Annotated in this window: 14 protein-coding genes and 1 pseudogene; 7 read left to right on the top strand and 8 right to left on the bottom strand. The window is 48.4% G+C overall.

The window, feature by feature from the left end:
* Positions 1–227 precede the first annotated feature (227 nt).
* Positions 228–1,010 (top strand): SAM-dependent chlorinase/fluorinase, encoded by a 783-nt coding sequence (locus H6F52_RS16815; protein WP_190536166.1) that lies wholly within the window; start codon positions 228–230, stop codon positions 1,008–1,010.
* A 262-nt stretch (positions 1,011–1,272) separates the two neighbouring features.
* Here the strand turns inward: H6F52_RS16815 and glpK are convergent, their stop codons facing one another.
* The gene (glpK, locus tag H6F52_RS16810; protein ID WP_190536165.1) at positions 1,273–2,793 is read right to left on the bottom strand and encodes a glycerol kinase GlpK; all 1,521 of its coding nucleotides are present in this window, start codon (positions 2,791–2,793) and stop codon (positions 1,273–1,275) included.
* Complete coding sequence (locus H6F52_RS16805; RefSeq protein ID WP_190536164.1) at positions 2,720–2,956, bottom strand: hypothetical protein; 237 nt, start codon at positions 2,954–2,956, stop codon at positions 2,720–2,722. The genes glpK and H6F52_RS16805 overlap by 74 nt, the downstream gene beginning before the upstream one ends.
* Positions 2,957–3,179: 223 nt before the next feature.
* On the opposite strand from H6F52_RS16805, the gene H6F52_RS16800 reads away from it, so the two are divergent.
* The 3 genes from H6F52_RS16800 to H6F52_RS16790 all read left to right on the top strand — a co-directional run bounded on the left by H6F52_RS16800 (position 3,180) and on the right by H6F52_RS16790 (position 5,729).
* Positions 3,180–4,538 carry an erythromycin esterase family protein gene (locus H6F52_RS16800; RefSeq protein WP_190536173.1) on the top strand — a complete coding sequence of 453 codons (1,359 nt, stop codon included), beginning with the start codon at positions 3,180–3,182 and terminating at the stop codon, positions 4,536–4,538.
* Positions 4,493–4,714 carry a hypothetical protein gene (locus H6F52_RS16795; protein WP_190536163.1) on the top strand — a complete coding sequence of 74 codons (222 nt, stop codon included), beginning with the start codon at positions 4,493–4,495 and terminating at the stop codon, positions 4,712–4,714. Before H6F52_RS16800 ends, H6F52_RS16795 begins: the two co-directional genes overlap by 46 nt.
* A gap of 139 nt (positions 4,715–4,853) precedes the next feature.
* Positions 4,854–5,729, top strand: a complete 876-nt coding sequence (locus H6F52_RS16790; protein WP_190536162.1) for a phosphatase PAP2 family protein — start codon at positions 4,854–4,856, stop codon at positions 5,727–5,729.
* Positions 5,730–5,765: 36 nt separating this feature from the next.
* Here H6F52_RS16790 and H6F52_RS16785 read toward each other — a convergent pair whose 3' ends face one another.
* Positions 5,766–8,243, bottom strand: coding sequence for a glycoside hydrolase family 31 protein (locus H6F52_RS16785; protein WP_190536161.1), 2,478 nt, complete (start codon positions 8,241–8,243; stop codon positions 5,766–5,768).
* Positions 8,244–8,666: 423 nt separating this feature from the next.
* Between H6F52_RS16785 and H6F52_RS16780 the strand changes: the two genes are divergently transcribed.
* Positions 8,667–8,879, top strand: a complete 213-nt coding sequence (locus H6F52_RS16780) for a hypothetical protein (RefSeq protein WP_190412242.1) — start codon at positions 8,667–8,669, stop codon at positions 8,877–8,879.
* 7 nt (positions 8,880–8,886) lie between these two features.
* Here H6F52_RS16780 and H6F52_RS16775 read toward each other — a convergent pair whose 3' ends face one another.
* The 4 genes from H6F52_RS16775 to H6F52_RS16760 form a co-directional block, all read right to left on the bottom strand.
* Positions 8,887–12,276 carry a tetratricopeptide repeat protein gene (locus H6F52_RS16775; protein ID WP_190536160.1) on the bottom strand — a complete coding sequence of 1,130 codons (3,390 nt, stop codon included), beginning with the start codon at positions 12,274–12,276 and terminating at the stop codon, positions 8,887–8,889.
* 399 nt (positions 12,277–12,675) lie between these two features.
* A complete protein-coding gene (locus tag H6F52_RS16770; protein WP_190536159.1) occupies positions 12,676–13,758 on the bottom strand; it encodes a glycosyltransferase family 4 protein in 1,083 nt (360 codons plus the stop codon).
* Positions 13,759–14,228: 470 nt separating this feature from the next.
* Complete coding sequence (locus tag H6F52_RS16765; protein ID WP_190536158.1) at positions 14,229–14,513, bottom strand: hypothetical protein; 285 nt, start codon at positions 14,511–14,513, stop codon at positions 14,229–14,231.
* A gap of 406 nt (positions 14,514–14,919) precedes the next feature.
* Complete coding sequence (locus H6F52_RS16760) at positions 14,920–15,528, bottom strand: Hsp20/alpha crystallin family protein (RefSeq protein ID WP_190536157.1); 609 nt, start codon at positions 15,526–15,528, stop codon at positions 14,920–14,922.
* A gap of 430 nt (positions 15,529–15,958) precedes the next feature.
* Here H6F52_RS16760 and H6F52_RS16755 point away from each other — a divergent pair.
* Together H6F52_RS16755 and H6F52_RS16750 are read left to right on the top strand one after the other, a co-directional pair.
* A pseudogene (locus tag H6F52_RS16755) lies at positions 15,959–16,627 on the top strand (DUF1614 domain-containing protein).
* Between the two features lie 235 nt (positions 16,628–16,862).
* The gene (locus H6F52_RS16750; protein WP_190412247.1) at positions 16,863–17,078 is read left to right on the top strand and encodes a hypothetical protein; all 216 of its coding nucleotides are present in this window, start codon (positions 16,863–16,865) and stop codon (positions 17,076–17,078) included.
* A gap of 438 nt (positions 17,079–17,516) precedes the next feature.
* Here the strand turns inward: H6F52_RS16750 and H6F52_RS16745 are convergent, their stop codons facing one another.
* The gene (locus H6F52_RS16745; RefSeq protein ID WP_190536156.1) at positions 17,517–22,949 is read right to left on the bottom strand and encodes an ATP-binding sensor histidine kinase; all 5,433 of its coding nucleotides are present in this window, start codon (positions 22,947–22,949) and stop codon (positions 17,517–17,519) included.
* Between the last annotated feature and the right edge of the window lie 120 nt (positions 22,950–23,069).

Here is a 23,069-nt window from a genome sequence, read left to right as displayed (position 1 = left end):
TAGCGAAGCCATGCGCGTTAGCGCTTTAGGCGCAGAGGGCGCAGAGAGAAGAGGTATAGAGAGGATTTAGAAGTTAAACAAATATTGATAGGAAATAAATTAAAGGGTGCGGGTTTATTCGCATCGATAGTTTCTGGCGATCGCTCGGAAATCATACCAAGGCGGTAAGCATTCAAAAATGCCCGTCGATAGGATGAAATTGCAAAGAGCAACAGCTAAGAAACTTTATGTTAGTTCACATCATCGCTGATTACGGCTTTGGCGATCTCGCCTTTGCGGAAGTAGTGCAGCGTATCAGGTTCTATCTACCGGATGCTGAGCCAATCCTCACCCCCGTGCCTGCTTTTGCCACCCTGGCTGCTGGCTTCTGTATCGCCCAGTTAGGTTTGAATGAAGCCCCGGCTGGAACAATCATTTACCACAACGTTGCGCCCCGCGAAGATGATGAACAGGCGCGTGTCGGGAATGCCGGTGAACGTCTGGCTTTCGCACGCCTCCCGACGGGTGTGCGGGTGATCGGTGTCAATGCTGGCTATGCCTTCTCCTTTGTCCGCGATGTAGCAGAATTGAGCTGGGCTGCTGTTGCTGCGGAAGGTTCGCAGTTTCGTTCTCGTGACTTGTTTCCGCAAGCGGCGGCGGCGATCGCGTTGGGACAACCAGATGCGCTAGGGGATAAGATTGAGCCTTCGGATATCCCCGATGTGCCGTCAAATCGGATTGCCTATATTGACGGCTATGGCAACTTAAAAACGACGATTCAATATGATGCCAGCAAGGGGAGCGATCGCGCGAATATCCGTTTGCGGATCGGTGACATCGAGCAAGAAGCGACAATGAGCGATGGCAGCTTTGCCGTTGAACCCGGACAATTAGCCTTCGCACCCGGTAGCAGCGGTTGGACAAATGCCCAAGGCGAAGAAACACGGTGGATCGAACTGTTCTTACGCGGTGGCAATGCCTGGGAGTCCTTCAAGCGTCCGTCAGTTGGCACGCAGATAGAGATTATCTAACAATTTTTCTGGGATTGGGCAAATAATCCCATTGAAACCTCTCCCTAGCCCCCTCCTAAAAGGAGAAGGAATCGGAATAAATGTTTTTTATTTTTACGGGCAATAGGGGAGTTGATAGCCCCTCTCCGCTTGCGGGGAGGGGTTGGGGTGGGGTTCCGGATGCTGAGGAATTATGTCTAATTCGCCGGACATAATCTTAACCAAGAAGTTCTATTCAACCTCAACCCTCAGCCCTCAGTCCTCAGCCCTCAGCCCTCAGTCCTCACTCCTCCGCCCAATGTTTCGCTCTTTCAACTGCTTTTTGCCACATTGTAAAATTTGCCTGTGCCTGGGTAACTCCCGCACCGGGTTGAAAAGTTCGGTCAATTTGACGACTCGCGGTTAATGTGGCGTAATCTTGCCAAAAATTAACTGCTAAACCAGCAGCAAAAGCGGCACCTTGTGCAGAGGCATCGAGAACGGCTGGACGTTCTACTGGTATTCCTAAAACATCCGCTTGAAACTGCATTAAAAAGTCATTTTGACAAGCTCCTCCATCTACTTTTAGCAGGGAAATGTCGGTGCCGCTATCTTGGTTGATGGCTTGTACAACTTCTTTGACTTGGAAGGCGATCGCTTCCAGTACCGCCCTGACCATGTGTTCTCGCTGCACCCCGCCCGTAATGCCGAAAAATGCCCCTCTCGCACTCATATCCCAGTGCGGCGCACCCAAACCACTCAACGCCGGAACGAAGTAAACACCCCCGTTATCCGCCACTTGCTGCGCCATTCGTTCTGTATCCGTAGCCGCCGTAATGAGTTTAATGCCATCCCGCAACCATTGGATGCAAGCTCCAGTGGTAAATATACTGCCTTCCATGCCATAGCCGACTTGGATTTTTCCGTCATTGCCTGTCTGCGTCCAAGCGACAGTCGAAAGGAGTTGATTGCGCGATCGCTGTATTTTCTCTCCGGTATGTGTAACTAAGAAGCAGCCAGTGCCATAGGTGCATTTTAATAACCCAGGGCGATCGCAACCATGAGCAAATAAGGAAGCTTGTTGATCGCCTAAAATTGCCGTAATGGACACCTCACTGCCTAATAATTCCGGCTGAGTGTAGCCAAATAAGCCTAAACTTGGCTGAATTTTTGGCATCAAATGAACCGGAATTTTAAATAAATTCAGTAGCGTCTGATCCCACTCCCGCGAAGCCAGATTCATCAACATCATGCGGCTGGCGTTACTATCATCCGTGGCGTGTACCTTACCACCCGTGAGGTTCCAGAGAATCCAGGTATCAATCGTGCCTGCTAAAACATTCTCTAAATCGATGGGGGGATGTTCTCGTTGAATTTCCTCCAACAACCAAGTTAATTTAGTTGCAGAAAAGTAGGCATCTAATACTAACCCCGTGCGATCGTAGATATCTGCTGCATGACCTTGACTTGCAAGTTGATTGCACAGGGGTGCCGTGCGTCGGTCTTGCCAGACAATTGCATTATGTAAAGGTCGCCCCGTGGTTTTGTCCCACAACAGACAAGTTTCTCGCTGCACGCTTAACCCAATCGCAGCAATATCTTTTGCAGTGATGTCCGCCTTCTGCAATACAGTCTGCATCGCCCAACAAGTATCTTGCCAAATTTCTCTGGGGTCATGCTCTAACCAACCCGGTTGGGGATAATACTGAGTGAGTTCTTTGTAAGCAGAGCTAACAATCGTCCCTTCAGCATTAAATAAGATCGCTCGGTTGCCGGTAGTACCGAGGTCTAGGGCGAGAACGTAGGCAGGCGTCGATGCAGTCATTGCAAGCTTTATTAGTAATAAATTGAGAGTTTTTCAACGGGCGAATTAAGCCGAAGTCTCGATCGTCAACGTTGCCAAGAATGCCAAGAAAGCGATCGCTGCTACACGCATCAGACTTTGAGCGTGCAACGTCTACGTTTCTCGGCTTTTTTGTATTCCTCATAACAGACTAACTTCACCCAGAGCCTTTCCTGGGGTAGAAGTTAGCAGAAATCGAGGCAGTTAGTTTGGAGGTAGACTCTCCACGTTCTGAGACTTTGCACAAGTATTTTGCACAAGTATAAGAGTCTGCCAAGAACCAGTTCTCATCAGCAATGCGATCGCATCAGTATTCACTCAGTAGCGATCGCTGTCCCAAGCAAATTTTTGAAAGGAGGGCGAAAGCGATGCCCGACGTGACTCAGACTAACGCGACTCAGACTAAGCTAACCGATACCGTGCGCCAGATTGCCCACCCGCTCACAGGTGCCACCTCGGACTACGACCCCTTGATGGAACTTGTTGGCGATGCCCGCTTTGTCTTGCTGGGTGAGGCATCCCACGGCACCCATGAATTTTATCAAGCGCGAGCCGAAATTACCAAGCGGCTGATTCAAGAAAAAGGCTTTACAGCGATCGCTGTCGAAGCCGATTGGCCCGATGCTTACCGCGTCAACCGCTACGTCACTGGTGTCAGCGACGATACCACCAGTAACGAAGCACTCTCTGGCTTTGGACGCTTCCCCGCTTGGATGTGGCGCAACGCGGATGTGATCAACTTCATTAATTGGCTGCGCCAGTACAATAGCGCCCTCCCTGAAAATGCGACGAAGACTGGCTTCTACGGTCTTGACCTCTACAGCCTACACCAGTCAATCGCCGCCGTTCTCGACTACCTTGACAAAATTGACCCAGAGGCGGCAGAACAGGCGCGTCACCGCTACTCGTGCTTTGAAGACTTTGGTGAAGACGCTCAATCCTACGGGTATGTCGCCAACTTCGATGATGAGGAATCCTGTGAGAGCCAAGTTGTCAACCAACTTCTAGAATTGCAACATCGTGCTAGCGAGTACGCCCATCGGGATGGTCGCGTGACAGAGGACGAATTTTTCTTTGCCGAACAGAACGCACGACTGGTCAAGAACGCCGAGGAATACTACCGCTCAATGTTTCGTGGTCGGGTATCGTCGTGGAATTTGCGCGATCGCCACATGGCAGAAACGCTGCAACACCTTGTCGCTCATTTGGACAAACAAAGCGATCGCACGAAGGTCGTTCTGTGGGCGCACAACTCCCATCTTGGTGACGCCCGCGCAACCGACATGAGCACACACGGCGAACTGAACGTCGGTCAACTGGTGCGCGAACAGTACGGTCGCGACGCGGTACTCGTCGGCTTCAGCACCTACACGGGAACCGTCACCGCCGCCTCAAATTGGGACGCACCCGCCGAACGCAAGCGCATTCGTCCGGCAGTCCCAGACAGTTATGAAGGGCTGTTTCACGATACGGGTTTGCCGCGCTTCCTGCTCGCCTTACGCGACAGTGGCTCATCAATCAAAGGATTGCGGGAGCCTCGATTGGAACGGGCGATCGGTGTCATCTATCGACCCGAAACTGAGCGGAGCAGCCATTACTTCCACGCACGGCTAGCCGACCAATTTGACGCCATCATCCACTTCGACGAAACCCAAGCAGTACAGCCACTAGAGCGTGCCGGATGGGAGACAGACGAAGTGCCAGAGACATTTCCCTCTGGTTTTTAACTCGCCTCGCAGGAAGTCCCGTCCTCTACCAGATCGAGGGTCAGCGTCGGGATGAAACCCCGGCTGTTGACGATACTCCTGTGACCCATGCCGTTCGTGTAGCGTCTCGAAGAGAAGGCGAGGAAACAGGAGATGGAGGAAACAGCCAGTTATTAGACCCCACCCTAGATTTATGAATCGGCTTCTTCCCCGCGAACAGGGACGGCTTCTCCCTGAGACTTTGGTACCGCATTCTAAGCGTGGAATTTTCCTCCAGCACGGCGACTTAGCTAAAACGTAATATATTTAGTTAGGTTTTTTGGAAAAAATTGCGGCATGGGGATTGAGGTACTGTGGAGTGCTGAGTCGATTATTGGGGTTCAGCGCTTTTTTGGGGCTAGCTGGAGTTGGTTCTTTAAGACCCTTACCATACTGGGGACAGTTCCAGCGATCGCAGTGGTCTTTGCTGTGGTGTTGTGGATCTGGGGGCGAGAGCTTGCCTACGGCTTGCTGGGTATTATCCTCTGGGCAACCTTTACAAACGTCCTGATTTGGACACTCTTCCCTGTGGCGCGTCCGCACGACCCGCAGATCGAGATCCGGGAAAAACAAACAGTACCGTCCTTTCCCAGCGGACACACCGTTACTGCAACTACCCTGTGGGGAACGTTGGCTGCGTTCGATCGTATCCCGATCGTGGTTGCGGGGGGTATTGTTGCGGGGGTGATGCTGAGTCGCCTATATCTCGGCGTACACTATCCGGTAGACTTACTCGGTGGTGTGTCGATCGGGCTGATCCTGGTGCTGACTTATCAGCGTTTGTGGTTCGTGCTTTTGCACTGGTTCTCCGGACGCCCCTTTCGATTTTTCTTAATCCTCGGTCTTTCCGCACCCGTTGCAGTGTTTCCTTTCACCGGCTTTTTGCCCCAAGCTTGGGAAATTTTTGGTGCTGCACTGGGTATGGGAATTGGAATGCCCCTGGAATATTGGTACGTTCATTACTCTCCAGATATACTTCCCCTCCAAAAGCAAATGTTGAAGCTGGCGGTCGGTTTGGGAGGACTTGCCTTGCTCGTACTGGTGCCTCGCCTCATCGGCATTTACGGGGTGGCGCTTGAGGTGGTGACGTTTGCGATCGCGGCACTGTGGATCGTTTTCCTGGCACCGGCACTGTTTGTACGCATGAAACTATCATCGACAGGACTGACGTAGCCATTCTCCAATCAAGCTGAAAACAGGCAATTGGGATTAAAAAAACGCTCCTTTCAAACGAATTTGCTGGAAGCGATGGATGCTACCGCCTCCCGCTGCGCTAACGCATTCCACACGATTCCCCTGACAAGTCACTTCTGCCCCATCGATCCAAGCTTGCTGCACTTCCATCCCGTGAAGTTGCACTTGGACACTGGCGTAAGGGAAAGCATAATCCCCGTGTTGTTCTTCCCAGGTCAGTTCTAAACCGTTCTCGTCCCGCACCATCCGGAATCGATCGAGCCGCGATTCTCCATATCCATCTCCGGCGTCGCTGTAAAGATGAGCTTCGCCGGTTCCTTGCACGGGTGGATAGAGGTGGAGAATCAGTTGCCGCTCTTCCTCCATTGGGAGAATACTCCCCGCCCTCACCAGCACCGGAATCTGCTCTAGCGGTGCATCCAGATTCACCAGCTGCGAACCTTCCAGTACGGCATCATCCCAGAAACGATACCAACGACCTTTCGGTAACAGGACTTCACGCGATCGCGCTTTATCCTCGACAATCGGACAAATCAGCAGTGCATCGCCCAACAAGAAAGCATCTTCTACATCCCAAAGTGCAGATTCATCGCTGTCAGCCCAGAAAAGCGGACGAACTGGAGAATAACCCTTCTGGCTTGCTTCCCAAGCCAATGTATAGAAGTAGGGCAGCAGTCGGTAGCGTAATTGCAAGAATTGCCGAATGATACTCAGGTAAGGTTCACCATACGTCCACGGTGTGCGGTGTTCAACGTTATTAGAAGAATGGGTGCGGCAAAAAGTCAGAAAACTTGCCATCTGGAACCAGCGCAGGTAAAGTTCAGCACTCGGATTTCCCTGAAAACCGCCGATATCCGGGCCGCTATAAGGAACTCCCGATAGTCCTAACCCCACCACCGTTGCCATCGTCTGGCGCAACGCCGCCCAAGTACACTCAATATCGCCCGTCCAAGTCCAAGCATAACGTTGAAGTCCCGCCCAACCCGAACGCGAAACAATGAACGGGCGTTGATGGGGTCTATGTTCCCGCAGACTTTCGTATCCCGCCTCCGCTTGCAGCAACCCGTAGATGTTATGCGCCTCGCGGTGGTCGCCACCTCTCCCTTCCAAGAAATGCCGTGTCGGTTTGGGAAGAGAGCGATCGCCCCAAAGAATAAATGCAGCGGGTTCGTTCATGTCGTGCCAAAATCCCGCCACGCCGACATCGAGCAAGTATGCATACTGCCGACTCCACCACTTGCGTACCGTTGGATTCGTGTAATCGGGGAAAACTGACCAACCGGGCCAAACTGGGGCAACAACAAGCTTGCCGTTGGGGTGTTTGCAAAACGCATCGAGAATCTGACCCTCTAAAAACAAGTTGCTCTGGCGGCTGTACTTAATTCCTGGGTTGAGAATGGCAATAAACTGCACCCCTAGCTCAGCCAGTTCTTGGGTAAAACTTCCTAAGTTGGGAAAACGCTCCGGGTCAATCGTGAAGGCTCGGTATCCCACCTGACAGTCAATATCTAGGTGAATCGCACTCAACGGCAAATTATGAGCCTGAAATGTCTTCGCTTCTTTTCGGACTGCTTCTTCGGTACCATATCCCCACTTCGACTGATGATATCCCAAAGCCCAGCGGGGAGGCAGGGGAGAACGTCCCGTCAGCTCCGTGTAACGCTCTAGTAGTTCCGCAGGGGAGCCGGAAGTAAAGTAGTAACGCAGCGATCCTCCGTCGAAGTTGGCTGTGGCGACATCTGCAAACGTAAAATTGGCATTAAAAGAATTTTCATAGAAAACCAAGTAACTGCCTGCGGAGTGAAGACCCCAATAAACCGGAATGCAAATATACATCGGATCTGAACCGGGGGCATACATGCCAGCCGCGTCATAGTTCCACATCCGATAAGTTTTAGGTTGCTCGGTAACTTCTCCTTTCTTTGTCACCTCCCTCGCTGCACGCAGGTTGAGGGAAGAAGCGCGTTCTCCCAAGCCATAAATGCGTTCTTCTTCTCGCAGTTGGGCTTTGTGAATCCATCCCCCATCTTTTCGCTGCGGCGGGAGTTCTTCCCGTATGGTTTGTCCAGAGGCGTCGCAGAATTTCAGGCTGCCATCAATTCCGACGATAACGGTGAGATTGTGGCTCGAAACCGTCCAACCCTCCGCCGTTTCTTCCAGCGTCGTCTCCACTTCCGACCAATCCTGACGAGCGATCGCATACGGAATCGGCGGTATCCCCGGCTTCCAATCCACTCGGACTAAATCGCTAGTCAGAAAACAAATTTCTAACTCTGCTTGCTCGAAGTAAAAATTAGCACCTCGATTGCTTGGCTCGCCCCGCAGTAATTTTCCGGGGTTGTCAAAAGCCTCATCGGCTGGCGGATTGAGAAACTCTTGTTCAATGCGATCGCGTTGGCGAGAATAGACCCATGCCTGCGGCATATAACTCACATAGAGCAGCGATCCTAGAACAAAACGTATCTTTAGCGATATTTCTTTGAAGAGACTCATCGTATTTATGCCAGAACAGAGCTAATCTTTTTAACCGATTTAACAAATCTTTTAATCGAGCAACTCTTCAAGAGAAAAGCAAATTTATCTTAGTAAGCTCATCAATCCTAAGTATGATCTCTTGAATTAAAATCTCAATATGCTAAAAAATATTCTGGTGATTAAAAAGATACGGTTGACAAATTCTGGCAGAGCCGGGTTGAAAGCCGTTGAGAGCGGGTTTCGTCTAGATAGCCAGTATAAACAGGAGTTGTCGCGTCTCCATCTATACTTTTTGAGTATAAATAGACAGAAATGAATAAACAGAAACTAATCAGAAATGTTGGTTTTTTTAGCCAAATTTAAGCCCCAAGATAGGGTATTTCTCTAAACCGACGAGTCTAAGCTGAAAGAGATAAATTCATTTAAGTTGAGGAAAAAATTATGCCAGGTGGTCATGCCAGTCATAAAAGCACTTCACCAAAACCCAACACGAATGCGAATGGTCGCATTGATACTGCGGCTGATCTCTCAGTAGAGCCAGCCGATCTTCTGGATGAAGGTGTTGATGCGAGAAGAGCCGAAGAAGAAAGTCCGGAGAATGCCGCCGCGACTCAACGACCGAATCAAGGCGGATCGGGGCAAGAACAGCAGTAATCGGCATTTATAGACCATTGCCAATTAAGATGAAGGGTGCCCAATAATAAGGGTGGCTAAGGCGATCGCTAACATTACCGGGTATATCGCGAATCCGTTCGACGACAAAAATGCCCCGTTCTTGACCCAAAGCTGTATAGTCGCCGGTAATCAAGGCGATTTGTGCTTGGCGGAGGGATTCAGCTTTTGGGGTATTGCCATTTTCTAGGGCGGTATAGAAAGCATTCATCAGTGCTTGGGTACCGCCATCATCGACCGTCCACAAAGATGCGATCGCCGCCCTCGCACCCGCCTTTTGCATCAGGTACCCAAAGCCTAAAATCTCTTTTCCATCGCCTAATTGACCGCCGACTCCGGTTTCGCAAGCAGAAAGGACGACGAGATCGGTATTTTTCAGAGGCCAAGTTTCGACATCGCGGAAATTTGCGCGATCGCCATTACCAAATAAAATAAACGAATCTTCAGGTTTCCCCGTGACAAAGGCGGCATGAGTCGCGAAGTGGAGGATAGAATAATCGCTGATCCGGGCTAATATTTCCTTTTCGCTAAAGTCCCGGTTGAGTAAACCTGTCGTGTTAGGAAGCATCGCCGCCAAGTTTTCGACTTCCTTTCCTGCAAAGCGCAATCCTCCAAAGTTGAAGTTGCGATCGCCGACTTGAAAGCTGTAATTTCCCTGACTGAACGCACCCGCTAAAATCTTAGGCGCTTGGGGTTTCTTGTCCCACTCGATCAAACTCAAGGCAGTGATATTATTGACGCGGTACTTCTGCACCAACCACTGATTGCCGTCATACAAAGCCGCCAGGGGAATGTAGCGCAGTTGCCCGTCTGGGGCATAGATAATGGTCTGGGCGTTCGCTTCTTTAAGGGCAGCTTCTATCGGTTGAATGAGCCAATTGTAGAGTTTTTGGGCAGGTTCTTTCGCATTCGCGTTCGGATTTTTCAAAGCTGAGCGAAAATCGACAATGGTGCGGTTGAGTTCTTCTCGTTTGACGGGGACAGTCTGATGAATCGGAGGCGCGTAGGGGGTAATGAGTACCAGTTCCAGGCGATCTTCGAGAATCAGCGGATAGAGGAGAACGGCATTTTGTGCCAGTTTCTTGAGGTTGTCCTGTAAACCTACAAGCAGTTGTGGGCTGAGGTTTTCGCCGCCTGTAGTTTGGTTCAGTTGCCCGACAAGAGCGACAATTTGGGGAGAACCGATGAAATCGAGAAATTTTCGAGTTGTTGCCCGCTGAGCGGTTTCAATCTGCCGTCGGCGCTGTTCTTGCTCAGGGGTGCGATCGCTTGCGGGAATTTTCTGGAGTTTCTGTAGTTCTTTACCGATTTGGACAACAGAAGCTAGTTCAGTATTGTACTCGCCCAAAAGTCGCTCTTCTAAGGGTAGATATTCCACCCCCGGTTTTGTATTTTCGTTCCCTTGTACGGTGCGGAGGTAATCGTCGAGTTCTTGAACTTTGAGCAAGTCGAGGACTCGTTGCGCTTCGAGTACCCTGTTTTCTTTGAGCAAAAGGTCAGCGAGACGACGATAGGTGGCTGCAACGGTTTCGGTGTAAGACTGCTGTTGCTCTTTTGGCAGGCTTCTTAAATCTTTGCGAATGGCTTCGGTGACATTGACAGATTGTTTGAAGAAAGCGATCGCTAATTCTGGCTGCTTCTGTTCTTCTAAAAGCCAACCAATATTATTGAGGGTTACACCTTCCCCAGGCTTATCGCCAATTTCTTTACGAATCGCTAAAGCTTGTTGATAAAACTCCAACGCTTTTGGGTACTGTTTCTGGTCGTAGTAAACTGCCCCAATATTATTGAGGGTTGTCCCTTCCCCCGCCTTATCGCCAACTTCTTTACGAATCGCTAAAGCTTGTTGATAAAACTCTAATGCTTTCTCGTACTGTCCCCGCTTGTAGTAAATTGCTCCAATATTATCGAGGGTTGTCCCTTCCCCCGCCTTGTCGCCAATTTTTGTGCGAATCGCTAAAGCTTGTTGATTGAACTCCAACGCTTTCGGGTACTGTCCTAGATTGTCGTAAACTAACCCAATATTGTTGAAAGTCACCCCTTGCCCTGCCTTGTCGCCAATTTCTTTGCCAATCGCTAAAGCTTGTTGATAGAATTCCAAGGCTTTTGGGTACTGTCCCAGGTTGGCGTAAACTAACCCAATATTGTTAAGAGTTACCCCTTTCCCCAGCTTATCGCCAACTTCTTGACGAATGGCTAAAGCTTGTTGATAGAACTCCAAAGCTTTTGGATACTGCCCTAGCTCGACGTAAACTGCCCCAATATTGTTAAGAGTTACTCCTTTCCCCGCCTTATCGCCAATTTTTGTGCGAATCGCTAAAGCTTGTTGATAGAACTCTAAGGCTTTCGGGTACTGCCCCAGGTTGTTGTAAACTCCTCCAATATTGCTAAGGGTTGTCCCTTCACCCGCCTTGTCGCCAATTTTTGTGCGAATCGCTAAAGCTTGTTGATAGAACTCCAAAGCTTTTGAATACTGCCCTAGGTTGTTGTAAACTACTCCAATCTTGTTGAGGGTTGTCCCTTCCCACGCCTTAGCACCAATTTTGGTGAAAATAGCTAAAGCTTGTTGATGGAAGTCTAAGGCTTTCGGGTACTCTCCAAGACTGTTGTAAACTGTTCCAATGTTGCTGAGAGTTGCCCCTTCCCCCGCTTTGTTTCTAACTTCTCTAGCAATGACTAAAGCTTGTTGATAAAACTCTAAAGCTTTCAGGTACTGTCCCGACTCGTTGTAAACCGATCCAATGTTGCCGAGGGTTGTCCCTTCCCCCCTCTTATCGCCAATTTCTCTGCGAATGGCTAAGGCTTGGTTAAAGAACTCTAGCGCTTTGGGATACTCTCCAAGGCTGTTGTAAACTGCTCCAATATTGTTGAGAGTTGTCCCTATCCCTGCCCGATCACCAATTTCTTTGCGAATGGCTAAGGCTTGCTGATAGAACTCTAGGGCTTTAGGGTACTGACTCAGTTTGCGGTAAACTAACCCGATGTTACTGCGAGTGTTTCCTTCCTCCGCCTTATCCCGACTTTCTATAAAAATCGCTAAAGCTTGTTGATAAAACTCTAAAGCTTTGGGATATCGATCCAAGTTATTGTAAGCTAGCCCAATGTTGTTGAGGCTGACTCCCTCGCCTTTGCGATCGCCAATTTCTCGATTAATCGCTAAAGCCTGCTGGAATTTCTCTAAGCCTTCTTGAAATTGCCCCCTGTCTAATTGCTGAAGTCCCTCTTCGTTCAGCCGCTTCGCCTTAGCATTTCTATCTTGGGTCGTTTGTGCCTGAACTACCAACGGCTCAAAGTTTGAGGTAAGCGGTAAAAGGGGGAATGTTACCGAAAGTAGTAGAGTCGCAGTAGCAAAGCTGAGGTATCTAAGACGGTAATGCATTGGGAAGTCCTCTTGCCGATTGGTAGATGGCTTGCTCCCTTATCTATATCTTTATCTGAGCCACAGTTATGTAAAAATTTGCTGAATTATCAAGCACTCCGGTTAGTGGCAAAGCTCATAGCTTGCACCATTGCTAAGCCGAAGGGCACTGACATAAGAGCCTTGAGATAAATCTCCGGCTTTGTAGAGACGCGAAATTGCCTACGACTTAATTTAGCGAAATTATTTTTAAGTCGGCTGACCTAACAGCAACTAGGCGAAATCATACCAAATTTTATGAAAATTAGAATTCTTAAACTGCGATTCGCTCTTAACTGAACTGAATTGAGGAATTAAGACTTACAGTTTGGATGGTAAAAGCTTCCTCCTCCCTGTAAGATTCCTCAAAACGATTAGCGATTAATGGGTGCTACGCAATTTAGATTGACTGCGGACGTGACCATTTTGCGAAAAGCGCTCTGCCAAGATTTGTTGATAAACTGCTTCGTAACCATCAGTCATCTGTTGGACGCTGAAGTGGCTTAGCACGTGTTCTCGACAAGCGTAGCGGTTCAATTGGGCAGCTTGATCGATTGCAGCGATCGCTTCTTCAACGTTGTGGGTCAAAAAGCCTGTCTTCCCGTGAGCAATCACTTCTGGCGTAGAACCCATCTTCATTGCAATCACTGGTGTTCCCGATGCCATCGATTCAATCATGACTAACCCAAACGGTTCGCGCCAGGTAATTGGGAATAAAGTTGCAACAGCCCCTCCCATCAATGCATTCTTTTGAACATGGTTTGCTTCACCCAAATATTCAATCTGCTTACCATCAATGTGAGGCTTGATTTGCTGCTCAAAATATTCCACATCAACGACATCCACTTTCCCTGCCATCTTTAAGTGCCAGCCAGAACGCTTAGCAATTTCTATTGCCAAATGCGGCCCTTTTTCCGGTGAGATTCGACCTAGAAAAGCCAAGTAAGGGGGGTTATCCGGCTGGGGGTAAAACTCATAAATCGTTGGATTGATGCCGTTATAAACTGTAGCGACGCAGTTCAGATTTAGTCTGGGTTCCCGCTGGTCATTGGAGATACTAATGAAAGGTTGACGACGGGCGTGCATAAACAGCTTTTCATTGTCTGGGGTAAAAATGCCATGCAGGGTGTGAACAGTAGGCGTTTTTACCAGATTCGCATAAGGCAAGGCAGCGCAGCCCATGTGAGAGTGAATAATATCAAATTTATCTGCTTGCTCGTAGACTCGACTCAATTGCAGCATTTCGTAAATGCTATATTCCTTCACTGAGGAGTCTAAACGGAGTGCCTGTGGATGAACAGATTCTAATTTAGCGAGACTGATGGAATCACCAGATGCAAACAAAGTGACCTCATGACCGCGCCGGACTAATTCATCGCAAAGTAACCCGACAACTAATTCAATGCCGCCATAGGCTGGAGGTGGAACACGCTCCCATAAAGGGGCCACCTGTGCAATTCTCATCACTAACCTCCTAATTGTAGTAAAGTCTAATTTAGATTAGAAGAGGCTCTGTTCTATAGATCTTTTATTCCTCGTGAAGGATTTTCTAAACAGAGGAAATTACTTCACAAAACTTTAATAAAGATTATTTAGTTTTGTAAATGCTACTTTAGGCGGAAATTTGGAATTAAGAAGGTAGAGATGTCCGAACCTAAAAATATAAAATTTGAGGTATAGTTTTGAGAATTAAAATACTTCTATCGTGCGAGTTTTGCGCGTAATAATCTCTTTTTAGCTGGCGCTATAGCAATCCTATTTGAGTGGTGAGTCAGCAGTTCAGATCACCGACTTCTAAGGAAGTCGGTGATTTCGCTTTCACGCATCATTTAGGACTGCTATATCTTTTCGGAAGCAATCGGAAAAAACATAACTAAGATGTGAGATGCGTTCCAGTCACCCCAGTATTGAGGTGACTAAATTGAAGTAACCGATCAGCTTCCCACAACAGGTTTCGTAGAGGAACCGCAATAACTATCACTCACAACTGTAGAGGTAGAAGACATCTTTACAACTTGTCTGCCAGATTCTCCGGACTGCAACTGTTTCTCTGGATGCATCACAATCTTCTTACAAACAACTTGATGACTGCCTACATCTGCAAAGCTCCAGATGTAATTTTCAAAGTCACTGCTAGTCGCGTTAGCTGGAGATAGCGCTAACGCAGACAATAACACTATCTCCAAAGTTAATAGAGCTACGATCGCAATTCTCAGCATAGTATTTCTACCGAACTAAAAATTTTCCTCATCTGTATTTCTCTAATTATTCCCTGAATTTTCGTCTTCGTAAAGAACCAGGCTTAACCTGGATTCCAGGGAGATGCAACCGTACCACGCTTCAATCTCCAGCTGCAACACTACTGGAGATTGAAGGCTGCTGTGGGTGTGTATTTTAAAATCTCAGTTCAAGCCACTGATGCGGCGATTGAAGCAGCGATCAACAGACAAATTGGAATAATCCTTTAACTTGTGGGAATGCACAAAGCTGTTATGTGAACAAATTAACCGCGATCGCACTTGCAGTGATTGCGATCGCGGTTAGTTGTCGTTTCAGCAACAGACGGAATTGCTCCCGTCTGCTGCCATGTTTCTCAGGAGGAATGGAGGATGCGAAGCGCGTTAATTAGGAAGCGATCGCTGATTCAGCTTGAGCCTGGTCGTTATGACCGTTACCTTGTTCGCTGTTCGCTTCTACCGTCGTGGAAGCATTTGTGGAAGCATTTGTTCCAGCGATTTCCTTTGGCATCGCTATAGCGCGATCGCGCATGGCTACGCTAACGCTGCCCGCGCCTTGGCTTTCACCCAAGTTGAGTCTGACCACTCGGCGTTGCGCTTCTTCCACCTTAGGTAGAGTCAGCGTTAAGACGCCATTCTGGAAGTCAGCTTGTACCCGCTCGTTTTGGATATGAACCGGCAAAGGAATCATCCGTTGGAATTTACCGTAACGAAACTCCGAGCGGAAATATCCTTTCTCTTCAACCTTGTTTTCAGAGCGGTGTTCCCCCGAAATTGAAACTGCATCACGAGTCACTTGGACATCGAGATCCTTAGCTTCTAATCCGGGAAGTTGTGCCCTGAGAATGAGGTTGTCATCCATATCTTGAAGTTCAACCAAAGGCGTCCAAGTCATCTCAGACTCGCGGTTGCCTCTTGCAAGTTCCTCAAACAGTTCGTCAAATTGACGGCGTAAGGTTTCTATTTCGCGGAATGGTTGCCAACGTATTAGTGCCATACGTTCAGTTACCTCCGTTATAGACTTAACTCACTCAACGTTATCGTTTGATAGGCTCGCGCACAGCTTCTTTGATTGCGATTACTTAATATGGAGAAGCTGCTTTACCTGAGGCAAGAAAATAGTCTTTTTCAGTAACTGGGTACACTGCTAATTACTTTGAGAAAGCAGCTTTCAGTCACAAGACTTATTTACTTGCCTTAATCTAATATTGTTCTATCCAAAAAATTTTGTCATTAGGGAAAACCCTACTTAGTAAGTAATGCTTTCAGCCCCTATCGTAGGGGCGCACAACCGCGAACCTTTCCTGCTCGTGTACGGCAATAACGAATGCGTAAGGTGGTCAACACCGTCCCGCTCGATTTCTCTAACTTTATACAATAGCGACAGCGTGAAGGACTCAAACCAGGAATCCTTCCCTCAGATGTTTATGATTTATCTTCCAGTTTCACTACTTCTATTTATCCTGTTCCTGCTGCTACTACCTTTTCTGTGATTTGCTTTAGCGGTGGATGTGGTGCAAATTGCGGTAGCCAAGCTAGGATTTTCTCCCGGTATGGCTGTTTTATTACTAACAGCAGTTATTCTGGGCAGCACTATCAATATCCCCCTCTATCGAGTGGAATCCCAAGCTGACTTGATCGATGACTTTACCTCCTTCTGGTTAAGGCAATTCTGGGGGATTCCTCTGAGGAAAGTGCGGCGTTCAACTGTCGTAGCTTTAAATGTGGGAGGCGGATTAATTCCGCTAGTTGTGGCGCTGTACCAATTTACCCGTGCAGATGCGCTCTTCATTGTCCTAGTGACTGCAATTGTCTCGCTTGTTAGCTACTACGGGGCGAAAGTGGTGCCGGGAATTGGTATTCAAATGAGTCCATTATTGGCTCCCCTAACCGCTGCGCTGTCTGCCATTGTGATTGCAGGGGTTCATGCTGCTCCTGTCGCGTTTGCTGGGGGCGTATTGGGAACGTTGATTGGTGCGGATTTGCTGCATCTGAAGGAAATTAAAGCAATGACACCAGGAGTGCTGAGTATCGGCGGAGCCGGAGTCTTTGATGGCATTGCTTTGTGCAGTCTTTTTGCCTTGCTATTGACTTAAATTGACACTCCTAGGACGGAAGCCTCTGGGAGTCTCGATTCAGCACAAACGTAAAGCTTTCGCCAGGAAGCCATAAAGTGACCCAGATCGTACTCGTGCTGCGATTGAGTTCGCCATTTCTTGTGATTTGAATCACAAGAGGCGGCTAAAAGAATCACTTTTTGCTATCCCATCGCATCACCAATGACAACCGGAAATTCACCGATATTATAGATATCGAGTTCAAGTCCAAACGATGCCTTCTATCCAACTTCTCCCCACCGCCCTCTCTGAGTTATTCGCTCAAGTTACTTATTCTGGTTCCCTGACGCTTGCTGACCGCTACGGACTTATGGCAGCGCTACTCGATGATTCGCTGGGTGAAGAAGAGAGAGATGTCATCGACCGTCTGCTTCGCGCCGCGTGTAAAGGACGGCTTTCGTTAGTGGAGCAAATTTCGGCTGTCATGTAGAGAACAAAGCGGACGGGACTCTAGATAAAAAATAATCGGACTCGAAAGAACTCGCTCCTCAGTACACCCCAGATGGGTACTGGGGTTTTTTGTTTTTAATCGCTTTGATTTGGCGAATGTTGGAGTTTAAATTAATCTGAGTTTGGGATAAGAAAAGAAGGAGACGTGTAAGCTCAAATGAGTTAAATCTATAATTCAGCCAGTTCCTTCCATATCTAGTGCCAGAAGAACTTTTATGGCACATCGACGATTTGTGCTGCCACTTTGAACCCTAGTGGCGAAAGTCCCTGCTTCAGCAGCCAAAACCCAGAATTTAAGCTGTACAACGGTCGTGTTCAGCGGCAGCAGATCGCCTTTGCATCTACACCAAGATATCTAAACTTTCCGCTGCAACAGAGTGGTTGTACTGCGTCACAGCGGTGGTTGATCTACAGCCTTTCAAGCAGGATGGATGACTTGACCTCGAACTGGGAGGAAGATGGAAAACTCAGTGCCTTGCCCTAACTCCGACTGGACTTCCAGCCGACCATCATGTTTCTCTAGCACAATCTGACGAGCAATCGCTAAGCCTAACCCCGTTCCCTTACCAACCTCTTTAGTCGTAAACAAGTGATCGAAAATCTTAGTTCTAACTTCCTCATTCATGCCTTTACCATTATCATTAATGCGAATTTCAACCGTATTTTGTTCTGGTAATAATGCAGTTTGAATCGCGATCTGTTGGGGATGATGTTCTAATTTTTCAAAGGTTGTTTGCTGTGCCATTTCATCGAACATATCAATCGCATTAGCCAAAATGTTCATAAACACCTGGTTAAGCTGACCGGGGAAGCAATCAATTTCAGGGATTTCACCGTAGTTTCGGATAACTTTAATAGCAGGCCGATTTTCATTCGCGTTGAGTCGATATTTGAGAATTAACAGCGTACTATCTAACCCTTCGTGCAGCTTGGCGCTAACTTTGTGTTCCGTATCGGCACGAGAGAAGGTACGCAGACTGGTGCTGATGCCTTTGATGCGATCGGTCGCTCCTTGCATTGAGTCAATTAACTTGGGTAAATCCTCCAATAGAAACTCTAGGTCAATTTCTTGGGCCAATTCGGCTACTGAACCAGTAGGCGGCTGGTGCTGCTGGTAGGTGTCTAAATACTCACGCAGGTCTTTTACATAATCTTTGGCATTATTAATACTGCCGTTGAGGAAGCCGACTGGGTTATTAATTTCGTGAGCAACTCCTGCCACCAAGTTACCCAAAGTCGCCATTTTTTCGTTTTGGACAATCTGAAGCTGAGATTCTTCTAGCTGTTGAGCATAGGCTTGGGCTTGCCGATAGAGGCGAGCATTCTCCAGGGAAATCGCAGCTTGGGCACAGAGCAGATTCAGCAACTTAACGCGATCGCGGGTAAAGGCTCCTGTTGCCAGATTATTTTCCAGATAGACCATACCCAGCAACTTGCCTTGTTGCAGAATGGGGCTGCACAGCAGACTCTTGGGCTGTTGGTTTTGAATATACACATCACCGATCAATAGCGGCTCTTGCACGGCGTTGGTAATCACGGCAGACTGCAAGTTGCGTTTGACTTTTGTGACCAGACTGATGGGCACTATACCGCTATCGACAAGCGACTGCGCCGGATGCAGAATCTGCGTTTCGATTTGACCCGATCCCGTAAGCTCTGCCTTAGCCTGAACCGTGAGATTTTGTTCCTCACTCAACATCAAAGCGCACTGCGTCGCCCCTGAGGTTTGTATTACCGTAAGTAAAAGAGTACCAATTAACTGCTCAAGCTCAATTTCACTAGAAAGAGTTTGGGAAGCTTTGAGGATGGCAAGCAGATCCAGGGAATCAGAAATACTGGTGGAGGAAGTATTCGTAGCGGTGACAGTTCCAGTGGCAAATACGGTTTCGTCAATAGAGAATAGTGTCTGCGTTTGTTGGAGGATGGGAGCCAGTAGTTGAGGATAGCGAGTTTCTAAGTCGGCGAGTTTGGCTTTCGCCCCCCAGCGAGCATAGCCATAATAGGCTTCAATTATATAAGCTTGGGCGATCCGCTCTTTGTTCCAAGCCAAGTAGAATTTTGCCGCTAGTTCATTGGCAAGGGCTGCTTCCTGAGGGTAGCCATTGGTTTTGGCACCAGCGATCGCTAGGTCATACAGTTCTATCGCTTCCGTTTTGCGATCGAGAACGCGATGTTTTTCAGCTTCTACTAGATGATATTTGTGCAAGTAATTCATGGGGCCATAATCTGCCCACTCTTTTAGCTTGGCTTGATTTTCTTGCATTCGCTGCCATCTAGGTTCTGACTCCAACATCGATTCCGGGGGAGTCGCCAGCACGGTCAGAGAATCATAGAAATATAAGATCGGTTCAACGGTACTTCCCATCCCTCCGGCTAAATACTGTCGGGTTTGAGTGGCATCGTGTTCCGCTCTGGCAAAGTCTTCCAGCCAGTAATTCAATGTGAATCGATACAGGTAAAAGAAAGATAGTCGATAAAAATCGACTTTTGCCTCATCCAGAACTTGTTCTTCATAGGCATCCTGGCGTAGGAGAATCTCTTCCTCTGACTCACCCAAAAGAATTTGAGCCGCTTGCCAGTAAGCCAAAACACAGTTTGCTGCCGTGACTTGGTGGAGGTCGCACAACTGTTGGTAATAGGCGCGAATTTGAGGTTCGAGTTCAGCGAGCGGTTGACCGCACCAATAAGCATTGAAGCAGTACAACTGGGCATCGTAGCCCATAAATTCTAGATTGCCAGTTTCCAATCCAGCTTGATAGCCTTCCAGCAGAATAGCCAACGTTTCTCGCAGATGGATCGTCCAGTGACCCACATACCCCCCCATTAACAGGGCTGTTGCGGCTCTAATATTTTTGGCATCTGGCTCTGAGGCGAGTTGGTATCCTAATTGCCCAAACTGAGGCACCTTGGTCATGTCTCCCCACAATATCCTCAGTTGAAAGGCGTAACCCGCGTAGCAGTAAGGGGAAACCGGACTATTGCCAAACTGAATTGATAATTTAACCTGGAGGGCTACGACCAGAAAATAAAGCTTTGTGCCGGACATATAGCAGACGGGGGTCAGTCGCGCTGCATTTTGCATAATCGCGAGCTGCTGAGGATCGCTCATGGGGGGCAGATGGATGAATGACTCAATGGCGCGATCGCCAATTAAGGCATCAATTTCCTGCTTCAGGAGCCGAATATCCTCTAGCGTTGTTTCGTCCGGCAGGTTCACGCCCAACATTCGGAAGACCGATTGACCGATCGCGATCGCTTCTACAAATTGATTGCGGGCGACTAACGCCTGAATTCGGACTTGATAGACTTGCACCTGTTCTAAAGGCGTTTTCGCATGATGAATTACCGCTTCAATCCACCGATCCATCTGCTCAAAATCGCCCACCAAGAAAGCGACCTCGGCAGCTAAGTCGTGTAGAGCTAGAGTCATGTCGTACTGCCGGTGCCAAGCGTCTGTTCCCAGCAGTTTCAGCGCCACGGTGGCATATTCACGGGCAGCTTGATAGGCAGTTGCCAGTCTGGCTTTGCGGCAAGCCGTGAGGTTGAGTTGGGCAAGTTCGTCCCGTTCCTGTTGTTCCTCAACCAGCGTGGTTCCATAGTTCAACTGATTGACGATTTCAAAAATGCGCTCTTCTCTGGCGGCAGGGGAAACTTGTTGCAGCAACAGTTGCCCGATTTGGTAATGAGTCGTCTGTTTTTGCTCGTTAGGGATGAGAGAATAGGCGGCTTGCTGAACGCGGTCGTGAAGAAAGCGATAGGAACAGTTAAAGGTTGCTGCCTGGTTGACTTCTGCCACCTGAAGTGGTGACGGCTGATAAAACTTATAGACCTCGGCAATCGGTAAAATCACGCCTTCTTGCAAGGCTTTCCAGAGATCGATGGCGGTATCTTCGGGCGATCGCTCATTGACAATCGCCAGGGTCGCCAAATCGAACTGAGCGCCAATGCAAGCTGCCAGCTTCAAAGCAGTCTGGGTTGCAGCAGGTAATTTTTGCAACTGAAGTGCCATGAACTCAACGACATCATCCGTGAGCGCGAGTAACTTCACCGTTGCTAAGTCGCACTGCCAATGTCCTGCCTGGGAATCAAACGAAATATAGCCGTCCTCATGCAGAGCTTTGAGAAATTGGGTGAGGAAGAAGGGATTTCCCTTGGTTTTTTGACAGACCAACTCCGTCAGCGGTTGAGCCAGTTCCAGAGAGCAACTCAGCGTATCTGCCGTTAACTGATTCACATCCCCTTGGCTCAGGGGTTCCAGGGTGAGGGTATGGATCGGGGTTTCAGCTTTTTTGACCTCATCGAGCATCAGCATCAAGGGGTGAGTCGGGAACACTTCGTTATCCCGATAGGCTCCGATGATGAACAGATAACCGCGTTGCTTGCCGCCGTAGGCATCGCGCTCGGTTAGCAGGAGTTTGAGCAGGTTCAGAGAGGCCGAATCAGCCCACTGCAAGTCATCCAGGAAAATGACCAGGGGATGCTCTGGGGTGGTGAACACCGTGATGAACTTCTGGAACAGCAGATTGAAACGGTTCTGAGCGGCACTACCAGAGAGTTCGGGTACAGGGGGTTGCGAGCCAAGTACCTGTTCGAGTTCAGGAATTACCTCGATCAGCACCTGACCATTGTCACCCACTGCCGCCAGGATCTTCGCTTTCCACTCTTGCAACTGCACGTCATCACTACTGAGCAATTGACCCATCAGGTCGCGGAACGCTTGGACAAAGGCGCTAAAGGGAAGATTGCGGTTGAACTGGTCGTATTTACCTTTGATGAAATAGCCATGCCAACGCACAATCGGCTTATGCACTTCATTGACGACGGCGGTTTTGCCAATGCCGGAAAACCCGGCTACCAGCATCAGTTCGGAGGCTCCGTTGGCAACTCGACCAAACGCATCAAGCAAAGTTTGAACTTCTTGTTCTCGTCCGTAGAGTTTTTCGGGAATCAAAAAGCGATCGCTGATATCCCGTTCACCTAAGTTAAACCAGGCGTGTTTGCTCGCAACATCATACTCTTGCTGGCATCTCATTAGATCGTGCTTAAGACCGAGGGCACTTTGATAGCGCTCTTCCGCATTCTTAGCCATCAGTTTGCGAAGGATTTCACCGAGCAGGATGGGCAAATCTGGGTTGAGATCGCAGACAGAGAGGGGTTGCTTCGCTATATGGGCATGAACCATTTCCATTGGCTCGTCAGCTGGGAACGGTAACTGTCCTGTGAGCACTTCAAAAAAGGTAATTCCCAAAGAATAGAAATCGCTGCGATAGTCAATCCCCCGGTTCATCCGCCCGGTTTGTTCTGGTGAGATATAGGCTAGGGTGCCTTCTAGAATGTTGGGATTTTGAATCTCTTGGGTTTCGCGGGGTAACAGGGAAGCAATGCTAAAGTCAATTAGCTTAATCTGCCCAGTTTCGGGTTGAATCAGAATGTTGGCGGGTTTAATGTCTTTGTGAATAATTCGTTGCTGATAGAGCTGGTGGAGGACATCCACAATTTGCAGAGCAATTGGCCAGAATTGTTCAACCGTCAGCGGGGAAGTCTGGATGTAATGACGTAGAGAGATGCCACCAATGTCTTCCATCACCAAGGCATAGCCATGAGCATAGGGTTCTAGACTCATCGGTTGGACAATGCCTGGAATGTCGAGATTTTTTGCGATCGCATACTGATTGCGAAACTGCACCAATTCGCTGAAGCTAGGATATTCGTGCCGCAGTGTCTTAATCACCACCGGACATTGCTGTAACCTTTGCACTCCTCGATAGACAGCTGTCCTAGAACCTAGATACAGTTGCTCAACCAAGGTATAGCCAGAAAGTTTTGGGAATTGCTGTACTAGAGGAGTCATTAGGTTTAAAAAGCGAGCTTTAACTTTATTCCTAGGATTCCCTAAAATGTTACGTATGTAACAAATAAGCTAAAAGTACAACTTACTTAATTATTCAGAAACTTTCTATATATACCTATC

It is taken from the genome of Coleofasciculus sp. FACHB-542, from assembly GCF_014695825.1.
Lineage (GTDB): Bacteria > Cyanobacteriota > Cyanobacteriia > Cyanobacteriales > FACHB-T130 > FACHB-T130.
The sequence above is the reverse complement of the archived record's forward strand: the minus strand, read 5'-3'. Positions and strand labels throughout refer to the sequence as shown.

Excerpts from the sequence above, each read along its gene's own strand:
- H6F52_RS16785 (WP_190536161.1), bottom strand. The coding sequence starts at position 8,243 with ATGAGTCTCTTCAAAGAAATATCGCTAAAGATACGTTTTGTTCTAGGA.
- H6F52_RS16800 (WP_190536173.1), top strand. The coding sequence starts at position 3,180 with ATGCCCGACGTGACTCAGACTAACGCGACTCAGACTAAGCTAACCGAT.
- H6F52_RS16770 (WP_190536159.1), bottom strand. The coding sequence starts at position 13,758 with ATGAGAATTGCACAGGTGGCCCCTTTATGGGAGCGTGTTCCACCTCCA.
- H6F52_RS16805 (WP_190536164.1), bottom strand. The coding sequence starts at position 2,956 with ATGAGGAATACAAAAAAGCCGAGAAACGTAGACGTTGCACGCTCAAAG.
- glpK (WP_190536165.1), bottom strand. The coding sequence starts at position 2,793 with ATGACTGCATCGACGCCTGCCTACGTTCTCGCCCTAGACCTCGGTACT.
- H6F52_RS16775 (WP_190536160.1), bottom strand. The coding sequence starts at position 12,276 with ATGCATTACCGTCTTAGATACCTCAGCTTTGCTACTGCGACTCTACTA.
- H6F52_RS16790 (WP_190536162.1), top strand. The coding sequence starts at position 4,854 with ATGGGGATTGAGGTACTGTGGAGTGCTGAGTCGATTATTGGGGTTCAG.
- H6F52_RS16745 (WP_190536156.1), bottom strand. The coding sequence starts at position 22,949 with ATGACTCCTCTAGTACAGCAATTCCCAAAACTTTCTGGCTATACCTTG.
- H6F52_RS16780 (WP_190412242.1), top strand. The coding sequence starts at position 8,667 with ATGCCAGGTGGTCATGCCAGTCATAAAAGCACTTCACCAAAACCCAAC.
- H6F52_RS16815 (WP_190536166.1), top strand. The coding sequence starts at position 228 with ATGTTAGTTCACATCATCGCTGATTACGGCTTTGGCGATCTCGCCTTT.
- H6F52_RS16795 (WP_190536163.1), top strand. The coding sequence starts at position 4,493 with ATGGGAGACAGACGAAGTGCCAGAGACATTTCCCTCTGGTTTTTAACT.
- H6F52_RS16765 (WP_190536158.1), bottom strand. The coding sequence starts at position 14,513 with ATGCTGAGAATTGCGATCGTAGCTCTATTAACTTTGGAGATAGTGTTA.
- H6F52_RS16760 (WP_190536157.1), bottom strand. The coding sequence starts at position 15,528 with ATGGCACTAATACGTTGGCAACCATTCCGCGAAATAGAAACCTTACGC.
- H6F52_RS16750 (WP_190412247.1), top strand. The coding sequence starts at position 16,863 with ATGCCTTCTATCCAACTTCTCCCCACCGCCCTCTCTGAGTTATTCGCT.